The organism is Nanhaiella sioensis (assembly GCF_046557775.1).
GTDB classification, from domain to species: domain Bacteria; phylum Bacillota; class Bacilli; order Bacillales; family SM2101; genus Nanhaiella; species Nanhaiella sioensis.
Window position 1 is genome coordinate 170,287 of record NZ_JBKAEG010000002.1, and the last position, 15,998, is coordinate 186,284.

Sequence of the window (15,998 nt, forward strand, 5' to 3'; positions counted from 1 at the left end):
CTTCCTACTTTCACGTATATAAGTTGGCAGTTCAGTCAATACTTAATGTTGTCGGACATGTCAGACAGTAGGACACGTCACACAAAATTAATAAAAGGGTGTGGAATCTACCTATGAAGAAAAGTACAGAGAAAATTTCAGATAGATTATACAAGGATACAATTAGTCGAATTCAAGATATTGCTACTGATCACGAACAAAAAGCTGATGTGTACGAAGCACTCGTACAGGCATATGACCTAGTGAATATACAACAACATAAGCATTTAAAGAATGTCTCAAAAAATTTTTGGATACTGTTGAATGATTTATCAAAGAGTTTTTTAGATTTAGTCAATCAATCTAACTCTCTCTTACAGGTTGAAAAAGAAAAAGTGAAACGTTCAGAAGAGCTTTATAAGGAAAAGGTATTTGAACAGACTGAGCTTACACAAGATTATGACAAACAGCTAGTAGCCAAAGATGAAGAAATTGAAAAATTGAACGCAAAGATTATAACATTCGAAACGTTGGAACAACAATTGAAAGACAAAGATATGATTATAGACACATTAAAAAAAGAAAATGAAGCTTTTGAAGCTAAACTCGATGAACATAACTTAGTCATGGAAGAAAATACGGCTCTATTACGCAAGCTTCAATCCCATAAGGATGATTTAAACAAAGAGAAGGCAGCAAACAGATTATTAACAGAAACCATTAAGCACAAGGAAGAACTTATTAACAATCTTCATGACAAGGTCACAATTAGTGAAGGAATTAAAAGATTGTTAAAAAACAAACAAGGTGAAGAAATTGAGAAAGCGACAGGGTCGTAAACAATTTCAATTACAATTCATCCTAAAAGCTCGAATTTCTTTACATTGAAAAATTAAACTGAACTATACCGCAATGTAGATTCCGTTATGTAAAATAATAAAAGTTCCAATTTTTCTTTTTTGAAGAACTGGAACTAATCAACACACTATTCATTGTGTTTCTTTGATCATTTAGACAATTGACAGTTGCATATTTAAATAGTCAGACATTCACTGAATAAAAGGAACATGTTTACATCTTAAAACTTAAAAGGAGTGTAATTGAATGTCTGATTGTAGGTGTAAGGGAAAAGGAAACAATGAATTATTTTGTAAATGTGAAAAAACACCTATCACTTTCACAAACGTTAATGTTGGAGTAGATCCAATACCCTTAATAACGTTGACAACTGATAATCTATTGATTACTGAAAAGGATTGGGTTGCAAAAATAGATTCAATGTTTGTCATACAAGCTGATGCGACAAGCCCCTTGTCTGTAAATTATGAAGTTGAACGTATTACAGGGAATACTACAAAAATATTGTGTACCTACACAGTGAGGGAAAATCGAAATGGGCAATATACACTTACTCCTAACAATACTGTATGTGATGAACCAGGAATAGGATGTCACAAGTATCGTTTATTTGTCTCAGGTCTTCCCCCACAAGGAACACTTAATTTTACTTGCAGGTGCATCAATGTAACTACTTTTCAAAAAGGTATGTAAACATTAGAAATGCCCTACTCTATTCAAAGAGTGGGGCTGTTTTCATGTCATCATGCAGGTGCATTACATATTATGTTTTCTTGATTTGTTCGTGCATTCAATGAGAAAAATAGTTGTTCAACACAATTTCTATTTTGTTTCCTCGTAAAATAAATCCTTGTTTAGTAACACAATTTTTTATCTCATCGTAAAATGGCGTTTCTTTATCCATAGAAAATCTCCATATTTGCTTCTCAAGCCTCTTTTCTTCTGCAATATATTTTTTTCTTTCCTTGATTCTCTGTTCTATCGGGAATTTAAAATAATAATGAGGATTTCTTGGATGATTCTCTTTTTGTTCTCTGAGATGTTTTTTAAACTCTTCTTTGGAACAATTATTTACATGCATGAAATGTTCAATCACATAATCCATGTTCTTACTGTTAATAATTGTATTATTAAAATGCTTAACACTATGGCAGAGTTTGCAAAGACTCTCAATGTCTTTTAGGTGTAACACACAGTTATCTATATCGAATTCCCATACTTCATGACCTTCTAGATGACTTTCATTTCCACAAATTTGACATCTGTTTTTATTATCGTTGAAAATTTCCTTCCTAACTTTGTCCCAAAGTTTTTGTGGCAAAAGGCTTCTTATATTTTTCCCTTGAGCATAGCTAGGTAGTGCTATTTCTATAGTTAAAATCATCTCTGCCATGTTATCTTCCGTCCCTTATATTATAGTTGACTCAATATCATTGTTGTTTACTACTTTGTTATAACACTGGAAATTTCTTTGGTGTTGTCTATTATCCATGTTTCCCGTATTTTTTGTTGATGCTTCCTCCTCACCAATCATATTATTTGTTTTGTTCTGTTTTGAGTAATAACCGTAAATACAGTTCGCTTAACTCCCTATAATAATCTTATAATTTAAATATTAATTCTGAACAAAACCAACCTAAAACATACTCAACTGCTTTCCATCTACATTCTCTTCACAAATTTGAGCACCACTTTGAATTATATAGTGTCTATTCTGTAGGTCAGAAATTTTCAGTTTCAAAACATCTTCCCTAACTAATACATCTAAAAACAGAGCGATATGAGGGAATATTCTAGGTTTCCCACCTTGATACGTATCATTACTTGCACCAAAATCTTCAATTAAATACCTACAAATTGACAGTACATCAATAGTACTTTTTGGGTATTGATTTAATAGAAGTATTATGGCTTCCATATACTTTTTACTGAGTTCAATATTAAGGTATCCTATATGGATAGTCCTTATGGTTATATTTCGTTCTTCTATTAGTTGTTGCTCTTTAGCCTTTTGCAACTCTCGTTCTTTTGCCTTTTCTTCTTCGCTCTGTTCTTCTTTTCTGAGCCATTCTTCTTGTTGCTTTTCAATGTGTTTCTGCCTTTTCTGCTGTTCTAACTCATTTATATGATTCTTAATTTGTGCTTTTAATCTGTTAATTTGCCGGTCTAGGAGAGGTATGTCATTTTCAAAGTGTTCTTTAATATCTTGAGGAATGCAAAAGCCATCTGGTATCAATATGTTAATATCTCTAAAGTTCCATCCATATTTTATTTTTTCTAGTATTTCGTCCATTTCATAGTCTATATTTTCAAATCCTTTAATAATGTCTCTAACTAGCTGAGCTGGTAAATTTGTGTGTTGTTCAAAATGCGTTTCCCCAAATTTATGTGTATCACCAGTTTGGTTGTTGACAACAATATACTGGTAACGAAGCAATTTTCCACAATCACAAAAGAGGTCTGATGTTTCTTTCCAAGTTTCACCCGCATCTAGAAAGTCTATCAACACCCAACTGTCTGCTATTTCTTCTATTCCTTCTGTTACAGAACTAGCTTTCCATTCTGCCAAAACATTAGAAAATATTGTTTTCTTACCACGCTTTAACTGTTCATTTATGAATTGCTTTTTGTTTTCATCCAATGTTCTAATAATGGCATCACGTTCTGATTGGTTCATAATTTCCCTCCTCGCTTGTTAATTAATCGATAATAAAAAGACAGCCCAAAGTTACCTTAATAGGCTGTGACGACAGCCTAAGATAATAGTTTTTTATTTATCTTCTATTAGTTTGATTATACTATTAACTAAAAAAATATAATTTGAAAATTTTACAATATTTATAAATTTAGTACGGTTAATATTAATTCTGTTAAATATAATAGTGTTGCTAGAGCGCTTTTTGGGTCAATTACTTTTTCTTTTATGTAATAGTTATTATCAATAAACACTTACTCAAGAGCAAAGGCTGACTAGAACCCCATCTGATAACAAATTATGTGTTGGTTTAAAACAAATTTTAATTAAAAGTATCTCAAAAAACTTGAACCTATCACTAATAAAAAGGAGACATTTTGAAAAAAGATTGATCAGTTTATACCCATGTTAATCCATATTCGCTCCATATTGTGAAATAACAATTCTCAGTTTGGGCAGTAGGAAAAACTAATCGACTCATTAATCATTGTGATTAGTTATTAATGGTAATATAAAAACATGTACATTTACTTTTGGTATTTTAAACACTCAATTGTTTCAACTAATTATTTCGACCTAATTAAAAAGACTACTGATAAAATAATGTAATACCATGCTATTAAAGAAACTGTCAACGATAGTATGACTTCAAAAATAACTGATGAAAATAGTAAAATGTTTAGAGAAAATAAAAATGATAGGAGAAATAAGGTGCCGGTAAGTATAAAAACAACTGATGATTGTTTTACATATTTGAATAATAATAATGATGGGATTGCAAAAAATGTTACATAATACGATGCTAAAAAAATAGGTAAAAATATATCTGTGAACAAAGGAAATTCATTATCCTCATAATCAGGCCAATAATTATATAAGGTGTATATTGATATTATTGCGGAAAATATCACCCAAATTATCAATCTCATATTATTCTCCAAATATTTCACGTTAGCGCCACTGATTGTGGAAGAAGACTTGTATTTCTTATCATTTAATTTTGAAAAAGAGGACTTTTTGTAGCTCTTTAAGTTTATTCAACTTTATGCCATTTAAAATCTTCTTTCTTTAATACATTTGATCCTTTAGGGTAGCCATAATAATATAATTTGTTTCCATCTTTATCATATGCCGTGGGATGCAGAAAATCTATTTGCATACTAAACGGAAACAAGAAAGAGATTTGCTCATCCTTGTTGATTTCTTTTCTTTCTACATTAGGTACCACACCAGCTTCTATATATGCTACATCTTCATCATTCGATGTTATACTCAAAAAAGAAAATTCAGTATTTTCCGATGTAAAACTCATACCTCCAACTGTTTGAAGTTTATCAGTACTATAAGGAAAATAAGTAGATGCATTACTCCTAAATAGCACTCCTGATTTTTGAGTTAAAACGGTTCGATATAATTGTTCTTTATCACTCTTAAATAGAAATATAACAGATGAACCTATTTCATACTCCCCCAACAATTCTGCATCTTTAGATAAGGAGGAATTACTTTTAGCAGCACTTAATGCCGTAAACCTATGCCCACTAATAAAAAATATCAACATGATTACAACTAACATTGTTATTACATTCATCAATTTTTTCATATTTTTCAATATCCAACCTTCTTTTTATTACTTTTCAATAAATGTTTCTATCTTTTTATATAGAAAATTATCTATGATAAAAATTCCGAAAGACTTCAATTACCAAAGGAAATACACAGACCATTAACAATATAAATCCACTATATTGAAATACCACATCGACAATATCTATTATATCTTCCCAAAAGAAAAAATGAGGGACAGGTAAAATTATCAATACAAATCCAGCTATAAATCCGTAAAAATATGTACGTTGCTTATCCATCTTAGTCCTCCTAATATAATTTTATATTCAAACTCTTTAATTGTTTCCATTTTAGAAACTCACTAAATAACGATTATACTAATTAATCAGTAAATAACCACAATTAGACATTGCAAAATACGTAAGTTTTTCCTATCTATCCATATTTACCCTCCTAATTGTACAATATAAGATTTGCAATTTGAACGGAGAAATAAGTAAACAAATAAAGGCGCTTTTCAGTATTATTTCTGAAAAGCGCCATATTGTTGAATAATATTGTCATGTAGCATTAGAGCTATTCGACTCATTAATCATTGAGTTTACAAATATACGATATCATTGTAATTGGTTATAATTACATGTTCTTTTGTTCTAACAATTACTGTAGAGTTATTTATGCATGAAGATTATTACTTTTTTAGGAGAATAAATGATTAAACAATTTTAGGGATTATAAATATTCTCTTATTTACTACCACAATCATATTGGGTATTTTTTTGAATCGCTCTTGAAGGTTTTTCCTAATAAAGTAAGTCCATACTTATCCGTTATTACACATTGACATTATATATTAATAATAGTTATAAATTAGCATTTTGGACTTTGGAGATACTTACTTTTTATACCTTTACTAATTGTTATATTACATACCTTACTTTAATAGCATTATCAAAAATTATGGTGTGGTTGATATAACAAATTTAATATTGTTATATTAACGAATAGTTTGTCTTTGCCATTTAGCAATAAAGGAGGAGCGAGAATCGAAATGTTGAAAGGTGAGTCTACCAAGAAATATTTAGCAATAATAAAAAAAATCCTTTTATTTTTTTCAATCCTAATATTTGCCTTTCCTTTATTCCTTATTGGAATATTTTATTTTTATGAGAAAGAACTTGACAGTAGCACATCTCCTAAAAACATCAACAAAATTAAAATCGTTGAAAAAGGAATGACTGTAGGGTTTGGTAGCTCAACTGTTAGAATAAAAAGTGGGTGGAGCTATATAGATAGAAAAATTTATAATGATGGGGGGACACTTACCTCTGCAAATGTTTCTATAACTTGGGAAGATGACTATAAAGCAACCATTAAACTTTTTGGAGACGAACAAATCCCCGAAATCATTAAATTTAACGCTGAAAGTGACAACCCTTTTATGGAAGGACAATATGAATTAGGCTCTTTTTCTTTTAAAGTAAGTGAATCTCCCAACCTTATCAATATCATTGAATTAAGAGAAATATCTAAATCTAAAGGACCTTCCCCATATGCAATTCTTAAAATATTTTATGGTAAAAGAGGAAGTCCTCTTCATGAGTATATAGAATACACCCCTACTGATAACATTTTTCCTGACGATTTTAAAATCAAATGGACAAATGATGAACAAGTTACTATTGAAATAGTAAAAGAAGATGCAATGGGTGAAGCCTATATAGAAGATACCATTGAACTAGATTTATCAAATCCATAAAGATATTCTAATCTTCAACAATCTAAAATGAAAGAATGGCACCATTATCTCAGACTTGCGCCATTTCGTAATATAAGGTTATCAGTTTTGATATGCTCCCTGTCTAGTAGACAGCGGAAATAATAAAAAGTCACTTAAGCGGCTTTAGCTCTATATTCCATAGGGCTAAGGCCATTTAATCGTTTTTGGTACCTATCGTAATTATAAAAATGTATATAGTCTTCTATGGCTTGAGATAATTCTTCAAAGTTCTCATATTTATTTAAATAATACTTCTCACATTTTAGTGCTCCCCAAAAAGATTCCATCGGTCCATTATCAATGCATCGACCTACTCGCGACATACTTTGTGTCATCTTAGCGGCATCTATTTTTCGTTTAAACCCTTTAGATGTGTACTGAAATCCTCGATCACTATGTATTAGTGGATAATCCCCGTTCAGTTGGTCTATCGCTCGGTCAAGAGTATTAAACACAAGAAGGTTATTATTCGAATTCCCTAAAACATAACTAATAATTGAGCCATCATATAGATCGAGAATAGCACTTAAATAAGCTTTCTTTGATACTCCATATTTAAATTCCGTTACGTCCGTTACCCATTTTTCATTCGGTTTTTCTGCCGTGAATTCGCGATTTAACACATTTTCTGCGACATGTTGAGGAGTAGAGCTCTTATAAGAATTTTTCTTTCTTCGAATGACAGACTGTATGCAGGCTACCTTCATTAGTCTATAAATACGTTTGTAATTAAAGTTCTCTTCAAATTTCCGATTGATATTTAACGTCATTCGACGATATCCATATATCCCATCGACCTTCTTATGTAGAACCATCATTTCTTTAATAATCTCTTCGTTCTGAAGTTCTTGTGCCGAAGGCTTCCGTTTTAGCCACTTATAGTAAGCACCTCTTGTAATACCTGCCACTTCACAAAGCAATAGAATACTCAGGCCTTTGCTTTCATTAAGTTCCTGAATGGCAATATACTTGTCTTCATATCGAATGCAGCTTACTTTCGCCTCCTTTCGATTTCCTCTAACTTTTTTAAGAATAAATTTTCCGCACGTAAGCGCTCATTTTCTCTTTCTAGCTTTTTCATCTGGAGTTCAATCTTCTCTTCTGGAGTTAGCTTTACTTCTTCTTTCTTTTTTCCACGTTTATCTTTAAGTCCTTCATCTCCACCATTTTCATACTTCTTAACCCATTGGTACACCTGTTGATAAGAGACCTTGTAGGTCTCAGCTGTTGTTTGATAATCTTTGCCATTCCCTAAACAGTCCATTACAATTTGTATCCGTTCTTCCCAAGTCGTATCTCTTCTGTTAGTCATAGTCCTTGTCCTTCCTTGTTTCGTATCTTTTAATTCACTATGACTATTATACTTGTAAACCCATTTCTCAAGGACGGAACAACTTGAAATTTCATATTTACGAACAACCTCACGTTGAGAGTATTCCCCTGACAAATAATCTTTAACTGCAGCTTCCTTTAATTCTTTGGAGTAGTTTTTCCATGTTTTAGAGTCAATTAATCCATCAATTCCACTTTTCTCAAATCGCTCTACCCATTTATAAATAGTATTTTTAGGAATTTGGTACATTGTTGTTAGCTCTTTTAGAGTGAAGTTTTCGTTGTTATATGCCCTCACCACTTCATGTTTAAATTCAATAGAGAAAAATTTATTGGACATAAAAAAGCCCCCTTAAGGTAATCAGATTTTATTTTTTAATCTGTCTACCTTAAGGGGAGCATATCATTTTTGGTTGACCTTTTTTCATGAAGTCTTATGATAGAGGTAGTCGGGGTAAAACGCAGCGCCAGTGTGACTTGATCCCGTCAACAAAACTGTTCGCCCCCCTACAAGTATAAACATGTTTTTGGCTGGTTGGGACATAGATCCCGTTTTACAAGCGAACCTATGGCATTATAAGGAGCTTAGGGGTTACCGACTCATTCATTTTTCTAGGAGGAGATTGATAGATGAATCCAGTGGTTGGTCTGAATGTTTCAAAAGGAGAGAGTCATGTTCTTATTAGATTTCTTACAGGAGGTTACAAAAGTATCAGGTGGGCTGAAACCTTCGGTATCTTTGAGTCAACTGGTTCTTACCATTCACCTGTTGTCCAGTTTTTAGAATCCACTTGTGTCTCATCGCTCACGTAGTACAAATCTAAGAAAGGTAAAGACAGACCCTGTGGATGCAGCTAAGCTACGTTATTCAACGAAGTAGATTCATGATTATGTAAAGAAGTTCCGGTTTTTCATTTCTGAAGAACTGGAACTAATCGATTCACTTATCATTATGTTTCGTAAACTACTATTATTTTGGTGCATCCATACCCATAAGCGCCCATTCTTCTTTGGAAGGACCGTAAATACCTGGAACACTTAGGCCTGCTTGCCTCATAAGAATAGTTATTTGTCCTCGATGATGTGTCTGATGTTGGTTCAAAAATAATAATAGGGATCCCTTCGGCATTTTTTGACCAAAGAAATCAATTTGATCCAAAAGACTCTCATCTGTCCATTGAGCCTTCAAAGCCTCAACAAATGCATTAGAAGATTGATCATAACTCTCAACTATAGTATCTACAGAAGAAGGGATAGACCAATCTTCACTAGGAGCTTCAAAACTTAAATCTCCTTGTGAACTAATAACCTTAATAGAAGTAACAGTATGCCATGCTATACGTCCTAAAGTCCAATGGTGTGGGGCAACCTCAAAACTTAAAGATTCATCATTGAGATTTTTTAGAATTTTGCTTGTTGCTTTAGCTTCGAATTCCCAGGATATTAAAAAATCATTTAAACTACGATACATCTGAAATCCTCCTCTTACAAAAAGTTCTAGTTTAAACATCCTCTATTACATTATTATTTCCTTCATAAATAATTTATTTAGAACTGTTCCTATTTAAAATGTAAAAGCACTATTTTTTCATTACGGAAAAATTGGATAATACAACACGCAAAACTGACTTATGTAGCTAATACGCTTATTCTATAATGTACACTATGTCCATTAAGTTTCCTTAAAAAATATCCCTGTCTAAAAAATTGCTTAGTAAATTCTTAATAACACCTTCTCAAACATCCTACTGTATATAGGCTTCTCTCATATTTAACAATACTAATCATTTTATGTGTTTTTTATTCAGAATATATTGATAATATTCTTCACCTTCAATATCAATCGTTTTCATGTAGGTAAAACCACTTTTTGTGATTACCCTGTTTGAGCTTTCATTATTTGTTAAAGCTATCGCATTTAGGATTTCAAGATTCGTTTTTTCAAATAGATATTTAGCCAGTCCTTTCACAGCATTAGTTGTATACCCCTTATTCCGATAGTACTCTGATATTACATAACTAATTTCTCTATTTGGAGCTGGTAGTTCATCCTTCATGGAAGTAGCTATACAGCCAATAAACTCTTCAGTCTCTTTTAAAATAATCCCTAATTTTAAACTCTTAGTTCCTATATCAGGGACAGAATGTAAAAACTCTTTACCACCAGGAATCTCCCAATTTACCAGCCAATCTAATCTTTGTTCTTTTGTTGATTTCCAATCAGGTAAAAACTCCTCAACACCAGGGTGTGTAGTAATTTCATAATATTCATCTAAATCTTCAAGTCTCAATTCTCTTAAATATATATCTCCACAGTCTATGTTAAATTCAATATTAAGTTCTTCCATATCTTTACCTCCTTGATGATGACCGAATACATGTTGCAAATGTTTTAATAATGTCCATGAGGCTGTCCATTAAGTAGACTTTTCAAGAGTTGGATGTGCCTTATCATCAAAAGAATTCTGATCGATCAATATTTTTCATGAGAAATTTTGGTAGAATTTCTTTTCTTTTGGACAACCCATCTTACACTATATGCTCCATGCCCTTAATAGGTGTGAATAGGTTCATTTCTTTAACAAGATAATAAAATTACATAGTTGTTATCATGAAGATGCACCTCTTTTAAAATTTAATACGTAAATTATATTAATTTTTTACCATAATTTTCATTATAAATACAGTTATGAAGTCTTCATTCGTTTTATACATTGACAAAACATATATGCCATTTTTAAAAATCTAAACTTATTATATTAACTTTCAATTAGTTTTCAAATGGAAGATAACTACTATGTTTGCACTTTTCCGACTTCTTTTAATATCCTATTTTCAAAAAGAAGTTGGATTTTTGCTAGTGATCACAATATCCATGTGGTGAATTAAGCATAAACTACACGTAAGATCCACATATTCTAGACATTCAAGTGGTTTAATAGGGATATAGCTTTATATATACCCTTTTTTTGACTCATTTGCTATTATGATTCTTACAAAATTCTATTTTCACTATTCAATTATCTCACTATTTTATGGAATAGGGGGAATCGATTTCAGAAAGTCGTTTTTGTCGACGTCCCCCTTGTTACAACAGGTTGCTCACTCTTCATTCAATTACTAAAACGCAAACGTATTAGTATTTATTGTTCTATATGTGCTTTTCTACCTACTTTACATACCAATCTCATTAATTTTCTGTGTGCTACTGGGAATAATGTGAAAATGATTTCCATTGTTTTTCGCATAGGCATTGGACAGATTATAAGCTTATTTTGATGTATTCCATCTATGGTGATTTTTGCAAGTTTTTCTGGAGACATCATTTTTTGCTTTTTCATTTGTTTTGTCATGATGGTTTTATCCATATTGACAGCTTTGGCATTCTTAAAAACTGGTGTATTAACGAAGGTTGGGCAAAGCGTGCTTACTTTAATGCCAAAATTTTCTGCTTCATAGTGCAGGGATGTGGTCAAACCTATGACAGCATGTTTCGTTGTAGAGTACGCTGCAGATATTGGGGAAGGACCTAATCCAGCTGCGGATGCAGTATTTACTATAAAACCGAAACCTTGTTTTTTCATCAGGTTGTATCCTATTTGAGTTCCATGAATGACCCCCCACAAATTAATATCCATTATTTCTTTCCAATTCTCAATCGACATATCATATAATTCGCCATACATAGCAATACCCGCATTGTTAAAGAGATAGTCTAGCCTACCAAACTCTTCGTATACATTAGTAATTACAAGTTTCACACTTTTGAATTCAGTAACATCTAAAAATACATATCTAGACGTTATTCCTTTTTTGTTAAGTTCACCTTCAAACAGCTTACCCTCTGATTTATTAATATCTGTGATGATTACAAATATATTATGGGATACTAACTCGTTACAAATTGCTCGACCTATTCCAGACGCACCACCCGTGACAATAGCTACTTTTCTGTTCTCTGCCATCAGTCATCTCTCCTCTTTAACGAAATATCCCACTTATCTATTAATTGCTACTAAATAGTATCTTTATTGTTGTATAAGATTTGGTACTATGTTTTAAGTTGTTTCTATTTTATATTACGTATATAGAGATTTATTTAATGACTTCTTCTTTTTGTCATCAAAAATATCATCTATCATTTTTTCATATTGATTGGCTACAAGTGTAGCCCCAACTGAATTTAAGTGAATACCATCAAGGGTATAATATAACCCTCTTTTTTCTGATAAACGATCAATTCGATTTATGTTTTTATAAAAAAGAACATCAATTAAGATTCTTATGGTGCTAGTTGAAATATAATCAGAACTATTTTTACCATTAAGTTTTTTTTCAAAGTTGTCATGGAGATTTAAGTAGGTTACATTGGGGTATTGATTAGATATAGCATGAATAATAGCACACAATTCTCTTACTTCATGATTTGAGTCATTATCTAGTTGTTCTCCTACTATAGCTGGTGTAACTGTAACAATTTTTGCTGATGATTCAATCAAAAGATCAAGTACCTTCTGAAAATACACCTCAAATTCCTGATGATTTTTTGCGATAGGTTGTGCTTGTACTCTCAATAATTTAGAGTAGACATCGTTAACTCCAATCCATAAAAATGAGACATCGTACTTAGAGCTTTGTGGTTTTTTTAACAAGCGGTTATATAAGCTAACTACGGTTTCTCCAGGTTTTCCATGAATATCAATGACAGCGTTTTCATATCTTGTCTGAAGAATTGAAGCAAAAGATACTCCTGGCCTTCCTTCTGTCAAACTATCACCGATTAATCCAATTCTCATACACTTCCACCTCAAATTGTTCTTATTTTTTCGGATGTATATTTCCATATTTTTGAACCACATAAGAGTGTTGATGATCCCATTAATAAAGTAATCGATATACTTTTCAGCTGTATTTTTGAACGATCGTTCAAACTTACATAAAAATATAATGAGGAGTGTCAATCTTGAATTGATTTTAAAAATATCGTTACAGCATTATCAAAAAGACGTTCTAGTGTGACAAAATCTAATATTCCAATAGACGCACATAATCCACCTAGCCATGAACTATATAGCAATGTCGTTTCTTGGATATTCATAATTGAAAACTCTCCACTTTCAACCCCTTCTTGAAAAATCTTAAAATAAGCTTGATTTGGTACGGCAGTGAGATCTGTGTATAAATTCTTGACAGTCTCTGGATCTACATGCTGATTCGTAGCCATTTCACGCCCGGCTTGTAGTAAAGGGGTTTGAAAATTATATAAAACGTGTCTTGCCATACCATATAGTTTATCAGTTGCATTGCTGTAAGAAATTTCGGTTTTCAGCCATTTTTCTCTCCATTCTGTCATTGATTTTTTTGCTAAAAATACAAATAACATTTCTTTATTTTCAAAGTAATAATAAATATGGCTTTTACTTAAACCTGTTACTCTGGATATATCACTTATAGAAGTTGCTGCATACCCTTTTTGAGAGAAAAGTGCTGTGGCATGCTTAATAATTTTTGACTTTGAATCATCTTTTGATTCATTTTGAGTACTCAAATCATCACTCCACAAATATCAACATAATTTTGAACGATTGTTCAAATATAGAGTATCATATAACAAAATTAATAACAATACTTTCCACAAATAAGTCTATCATTGGTATATTTCTTTTTCAAAAGGAAAGCCTCCAAAACAATTATTTTGATCTGCTTTCTCAATCACTTCTAATAGTTCTTTTTTCATTTCTTTAGCAAACCACACTTTATTATCAATAAATCCATCAAATGCATGCATTACTTTTTCCTTTAAAGAGACTTGTTTCGTTTTAATCCCCTCCTACTTACCCAATTGGCTTTAATCTCAGTTCAAGCTCTTCTACTTCCATTCCTAGAAAATCGGCTGCTTCTTCTGCCTCACCAAGTTCGTAAAATCTATAGGAACTATTAATATCGTTTGTGTAACCTGGATTAAATAATGAATCTGATAAGTTTGTCTTAATTACTTCTGGAAAGTCTCCTTTAATTTTAGAAGGAACCATTCTCGAACTGTAAACTACATATTCTTTATCCATACCTTCACTCTCCAGTTAAAAATTAGTGAACACAACTATAATTATGTTTACTAATCTTTGTTATAATTTTCCTTGTACATATCTTTTTTAATGGAGTGATTCATTTTGGAACTTTCGCTTTTATTTGCTATACCTATTATTTTGATCATCTTTTATGAAATAATAAAACGTGCTGTTAAAAATGGTATCGATGAATCTATGACGAGTAAATTGATTAGACAAGATATTAAAAAAAGACATGGGTCGAAATAACGACACTACAAACACTCCCATTTTGTAACGGGTATTGTAAATAGATGGATCACCTGTCCTATACCAACTGGAATCTATTAGCATAGTATATTGTATAAGACTATAGGAGGTGTTAAAAGGTGGATTTATTTAATAATGTGGCACTTATATTGGTTTTATTTATCTTGTTGGTTATCGTATTAGTATCAGGATTAGAATCTAACATGAGAGCTCTACTATTATTAAACATATAACAAATAAAAAAGCCACCGACATAAGTCAGTGGTTGTAATACATAGGGGTTGTTCAAAAAATTTACCGAGATATTGAACAATCTATAATAGTATGTATATATACCCAGAAATAACTTTTTTATGATTTATATCTCTATCCTTTAGTGCTAGGATTTTTCGCTCAAAAAAACGCGATGTTATATCATCGCGCCATATTGTTGAATAATATTGTCATGTAGCCTTAGTCTAATCGACTCATTAATCATTGAATTTACAAAAATAAATAGCAATAACCACAATTTCTACTATGTTCCATATAACCTTGTTAAGGACTTTATTTTTTCCCGATTAACCAATTAATCACTGGTCATTATGGACAATACCCATAAATATCCTATTCCTAAGAATCCAATTGATATAGTAAGAAAAAAGATGGATAGATTAATGATCCATCTTTTTTTAAGGTCAAACCCTAAATTTAACATTATTACACCGATGATAAGTATAAAAATGTTAATATGAATTATCCCAAATCATACACTCCTTCTTTTTGTTCATTCAATAGATATATTACGAAACACAATATCACTTGTGTTTACTTAATAGGTAACTATCCTTAACATAGTCCAGATAGCCTTTACTAGCTTCTTGCGCCATATAGTTGAAGAACCGGAGGGTTTATTAACCTTGAAATGTATAAGGAGAAGAGGCTTTTAGTAAGCTATCCACTCCATAAGGATGATAAGGCATTAATTCATTAGCCCTTTGTATGTCTACCCACTCAATTTCTGAAATTTCGTCTCTATCTATAATTGAAATTTCTCCCTCGATGACTTTTGCTTTAAATGTTATAAATAAAGCGTGATGTCCCTTTTCTTTAAAAAACGCTTCATTGACAGCTATAACCTCAGCAGCTTCAATTGTTAAACTTGTTTCTTCCTTAACCTCTCCAACAACTGCTTGTTCTAAAGTTTCCCCTTGTTCCACTGCACCACCAGGAAGAGACCAACCTCCACCCTTATTATTAACCATAAGGATTTTATTCTCATCCTCTTTATAAATAAAAGCATATGCTACATTTACTCTATTCATTTATTACACACTCCTATCTATTTTTTTCAGGATTAAATCATATATAACAGAATGTTCTGCAATTTCTCTGCAAGTTTGCTTAATACTAATTATTTCAAAGTCAGCTAGTTTAGACAATCAAAAAATAGACACAATTCTTATTCCTGAAATGGGCCCGATAGTCG

General features: G+C 31.7%; 19 protein-coding genes. 5 read left to right on the plus strand and 14 right to left on the minus strand.

Annotated elements, in window-relative coordinates:
• Nucleotides 1-113: 113 nt before the first annotated feature.
• Both V1503_RS24210 and V1503_RS24215 read left to right on the plus strand, forming a co-directional pair.
• On the plus strand, nt 114-818 hold the full coding sequence (locus tag V1503_RS24210) for a hypothetical protein (protein WP_410629767.1): 705 nt from the start codon (nt 114-116) through the stop codon (nt 816-818).
• A 265-nt stretch (nt 819-1,083) separates the two neighbouring features.
• The gene (locus V1503_RS24215) at nt 1,084-1,530 is read left to right on the plus strand and encodes a hypothetical protein (protein WP_410629768.1); all 447 of its coding nucleotides are present in this window, start codon (nt 1,084-1,086) and stop codon (nt 1,528-1,530) included.
• Nucleotides 1,531-1,627: 97 nt separating this feature from the next.
• On the opposite strand, the gene V1503_RS24220 is transcribed toward V1503_RS24215, so the two are convergent.
• The 5 genes from V1503_RS24220 to V1503_RS24240 all read right to left on the minus strand — a co-directional run bounded on the left by V1503_RS24220 (nt 1,628) and on the right by V1503_RS24240 (nt 5,400).
• Nucleotides 1,628-2,230, minus strand: a complete 603-nt coding sequence (locus V1503_RS24220; protein ID WP_410629769.1) for an HNH endonuclease — start codon at nt 2,228-2,230, stop codon at nt 1,628-1,630.
• A gap of 243 nt (nt 2,231-2,473) precedes the next feature.
• Nucleotides 2,474-3,514: a DUF3895 domain-containing protein gene (locus V1503_RS24225; protein WP_410629771.1), complete on the minus strand. Its 1,041-nt coding sequence runs from the start codon at nt 3,512-3,514 to the stop codon at nt 2,474-2,476.
• A gap of 584 nt (nt 3,515-4,098) precedes the next feature.
• The gene (locus V1503_RS24230; RefSeq protein ID WP_410629772.1) at nt 4,099-4,461 is read right to left on the minus strand and encodes a hypothetical protein; all 363 of its coding nucleotides are present in this window, start codon (nt 4,459-4,461) and stop codon (nt 4,099-4,101) included.
• A gap of 104 nt (nt 4,462-4,565) precedes the next feature.
• Nucleotides 4,566-5,135, minus strand: coding sequence for a hypothetical protein (locus tag V1503_RS24235; protein WP_410629951.1), 570 nt, complete (start codon nt 5,133-5,135; stop codon nt 4,566-4,568).
• Between the two features lie 67 nt (nt 5,136-5,202).
• Nucleotides 5,203-5,400 (minus strand): hypothetical protein, encoded by a 198-nt coding sequence (locus tag V1503_RS24240; protein WP_410629774.1) that lies wholly within the window; start codon nt 5,398-5,400, stop codon nt 5,203-5,205.
• Between the two features lie 752 nt (nt 5,401-6,152).
• Here V1503_RS24240 and V1503_RS24245 point away from each other — a divergent pair.
• On the plus strand, nt 6,153-6,860 hold the full coding sequence (locus V1503_RS24245; RefSeq protein ID WP_410629775.1) for a hypothetical protein: 708 nt from the start codon (nt 6,153-6,155) through the stop codon (nt 6,858-6,860).
• 134 nt (nt 6,861-6,994) lie between these two features.
• Here the strand turns inward: V1503_RS24245 and V1503_RS24250 are convergent.
• A protein-coding gene (locus V1503_RS24250) for an IS3 family transposase (protein WP_410629777.1) occupies nt 6,995-8,553 on the minus strand; the annotation gives its coding sequence in 2 pieces (ribosomal slippage) (nt 6,995-7,911 and nt 7,911-8,553; 1,560 coding nt in all).
• 290 nt (nt 8,554-8,843) lie between these two features.
• Here V1503_RS24250 and V1503_RS24255 point away from each other — a divergent pair.
• A complete protein-coding gene (locus V1503_RS24255) occupies nt 8,844-9,026 on the plus strand; it encodes a hypothetical protein (protein WP_410629780.1) in 183 nt (60 codons plus the stop codon).
• A gap of 157 nt (nt 9,027-9,183) precedes the next feature.
• Here V1503_RS24255 and V1503_RS24260 read toward each other — a convergent pair whose 3' ends face one another.
• The 7 genes from V1503_RS24260 to V1503_RS24290 all read right to left on the minus strand — a co-directional run bounded on the left by V1503_RS24260 (nt 9,184) and on the right by V1503_RS24290 (nt 14,278).
• The gene (locus V1503_RS24260) at nt 9,184-9,684 is read right to left on the minus strand and encodes a DinB family protein (protein WP_410629784.1); all 501 of its coding nucleotides are present in this window, start codon (nt 9,682-9,684) and stop codon (nt 9,184-9,186) included.
• 313 nt (nt 9,685-9,997) lie between these two features.
• The gene (locus tag V1503_RS24265) at nt 9,998-10,561 is read right to left on the minus strand and encodes a GNAT family N-acetyltransferase (protein ID WP_410629785.1); all 564 of its coding nucleotides are present in this window, start codon (nt 10,559-10,561) and stop codon (nt 9,998-10,000) included.
• Between the two features lie 795 nt (nt 10,562-11,356).
• Entirely contained in the window at nt 11,357-12,178 is an 822-nt protein-coding gene (locus tag V1503_RS24270) for an SDR family NAD(P)-dependent oxidoreductase (RefSeq protein WP_410629788.1), read from the minus strand.
• 114 nt (nt 12,179-12,292) lie between these two features.
• Complete coding sequence (locus V1503_RS24275) at nt 12,293-13,009, minus strand: SGNH/GDSL hydrolase family protein (RefSeq protein ID WP_410629790.1); 717 nt, start codon at nt 13,007-13,009, stop codon at nt 12,293-12,295.
• 161 nt (nt 13,010-13,170) lie between these two features.
• Complete coding sequence (locus V1503_RS24280) at nt 13,171-13,761, minus strand: TetR/AcrR family transcriptional regulator (protein WP_410629792.1); 591 nt, start codon at nt 13,759-13,761, stop codon at nt 13,171-13,173.
• A 99-nt stretch (nt 13,762-13,860) separates the two neighbouring features.
• The gene (locus tag V1503_RS24285) at nt 13,861-14,001 is read right to left on the minus strand and encodes a hypothetical protein (protein WP_410629794.1); all 141 of its coding nucleotides are present in this window, start codon (nt 13,999-14,001) and stop codon (nt 13,861-13,863) included.
• A gap of 46 nt (nt 14,002-14,047) precedes the next feature.
• Nucleotides 14,048-14,278: a hypothetical protein gene (locus tag V1503_RS24290; RefSeq protein WP_410629796.1), complete on the minus strand. Its 231-nt coding sequence runs from the start codon at nt 14,276-14,278 to the stop codon at nt 14,048-14,050.
• Between the two features lie 105 nt (nt 14,279-14,383).
• Between V1503_RS24290 and V1503_RS24295 the strand changes: the two genes are divergently transcribed.
• Nucleotides 14,384-14,530 (plus strand): DUF6019 family protein, encoded by a 147-nt coding sequence (locus V1503_RS24295; RefSeq protein ID WP_410629798.1) that lies wholly within the window; start codon nt 14,384-14,386, stop codon nt 14,528-14,530.
• 893 nt (nt 14,531-15,423) lie between these two features.
• Here the strand turns inward: V1503_RS24295 and V1503_RS24300 are convergent.
• Nucleotides 15,424-15,834 (minus strand): NUDIX hydrolase, encoded by a 411-nt coding sequence (locus tag V1503_RS24300; protein ID WP_410629799.1) that lies wholly within the window; start codon nt 15,832-15,834, stop codon nt 15,424-15,426.
• Nucleotides 15,835-15,998: the final 164 nt, after the last annotated feature.

Bases quoted from the DNA above. Each gene is read 5' to 3' on its own strand.
- V1503_RS24300 (WP_410629799.1), bottom strand. From the start codon at position 15,834: ATGAATAGAGTAAATGTAGCATATGCTTTTATTTATAAAGAGGATGAG.
- V1503_RS24285 (WP_410629794.1), bottom strand. From the start codon at position 14,001: ATGCATGCATTTGATGGATTTATTGATAATAAAGTGTGGTTTGCTAAA.
- V1503_RS24230 (WP_410629772.1), bottom strand. From the start codon at position 4,461: ATGAGATTGATAATTTGGGTGATATTTTCCGCAATAATATCAATATAC.
- V1503_RS24225 (WP_410629771.1), bottom strand. From the start codon at position 3,514: ATGAACCAATCAGAACGTGATGCCATTATTAGAACATTGGATGAAAAC.
- V1503_RS24290 (WP_410629796.1), bottom strand. From the start codon at position 14,278: ATGGATAAAGAATATGTAGTTTACAGTTCGAGAATGGTTCCTTCTAAA.
- V1503_RS24220 (WP_410629769.1), bottom strand. From the start codon at position 2,230: ATGGCAGAGATGATTTTAACTATAGAAATAGCACTACCTAGCTATGCT.
- V1503_RS24275 (WP_410629790.1), bottom strand. From the start codon at position 13,009: ATGAGAATTGGATTAATCGGTGATAGTTTGACAGAAGGAAGGCCAGGA.
- V1503_RS24235 (WP_410629951.1), bottom strand. From the start codon at position 5,135: ATGAAAAAATTGATGAATGTAATAACAATGTTAGTTGTAATCATGTTG.
- V1503_RS24210 (WP_410629767.1), top strand. From the start codon at position 114: ATGAAGAAAAGTACAGAGAAAATTTCAGATAGATTATACAAGGATACA.
- V1503_RS24270 (WP_410629788.1), bottom strand. From the start codon at position 12,178: ATGGCAGAGAACAGAAAAGTAGCTATTGTCACGGGTGGTGCGTCTGGA.
- V1503_RS24265 (WP_410629785.1), bottom strand. From the start codon at position 10,561: ATGGAAGAACTTAATATTGAATTTAACATAGACTGTGGAGATATATAT.
- V1503_RS24240 (WP_410629774.1), bottom strand. From the start codon at position 5,400: ATGGATAAGCAACGTACATATTTTTACGGATTTATAGCTGGATTTGTA.
- V1503_RS24245 (WP_410629775.1), top strand. From the start codon at position 6,153: ATGTTGAAAGGTGAGTCTACCAAGAAATATTTAGCAATAATAAAAAAA.
- V1503_RS24260 (WP_410629784.1), bottom strand. From the start codon at position 9,684: ATGTATCGTAGTTTAAATGATTTTTTAATATCCTGGGAATTCGAAGCT.
- V1503_RS24255 (WP_410629780.1), top strand. From the start codon at position 8,844: ATGAATCCAGTGGTTGGTCTGAATGTTTCAAAAGGAGAGAGTCATGTT.
- V1503_RS24215 (WP_410629768.1), top strand. From the start codon at position 1,084: ATGTCTGATTGTAGGTGTAAGGGAAAAGGAAACAATGAATTATTTTGT.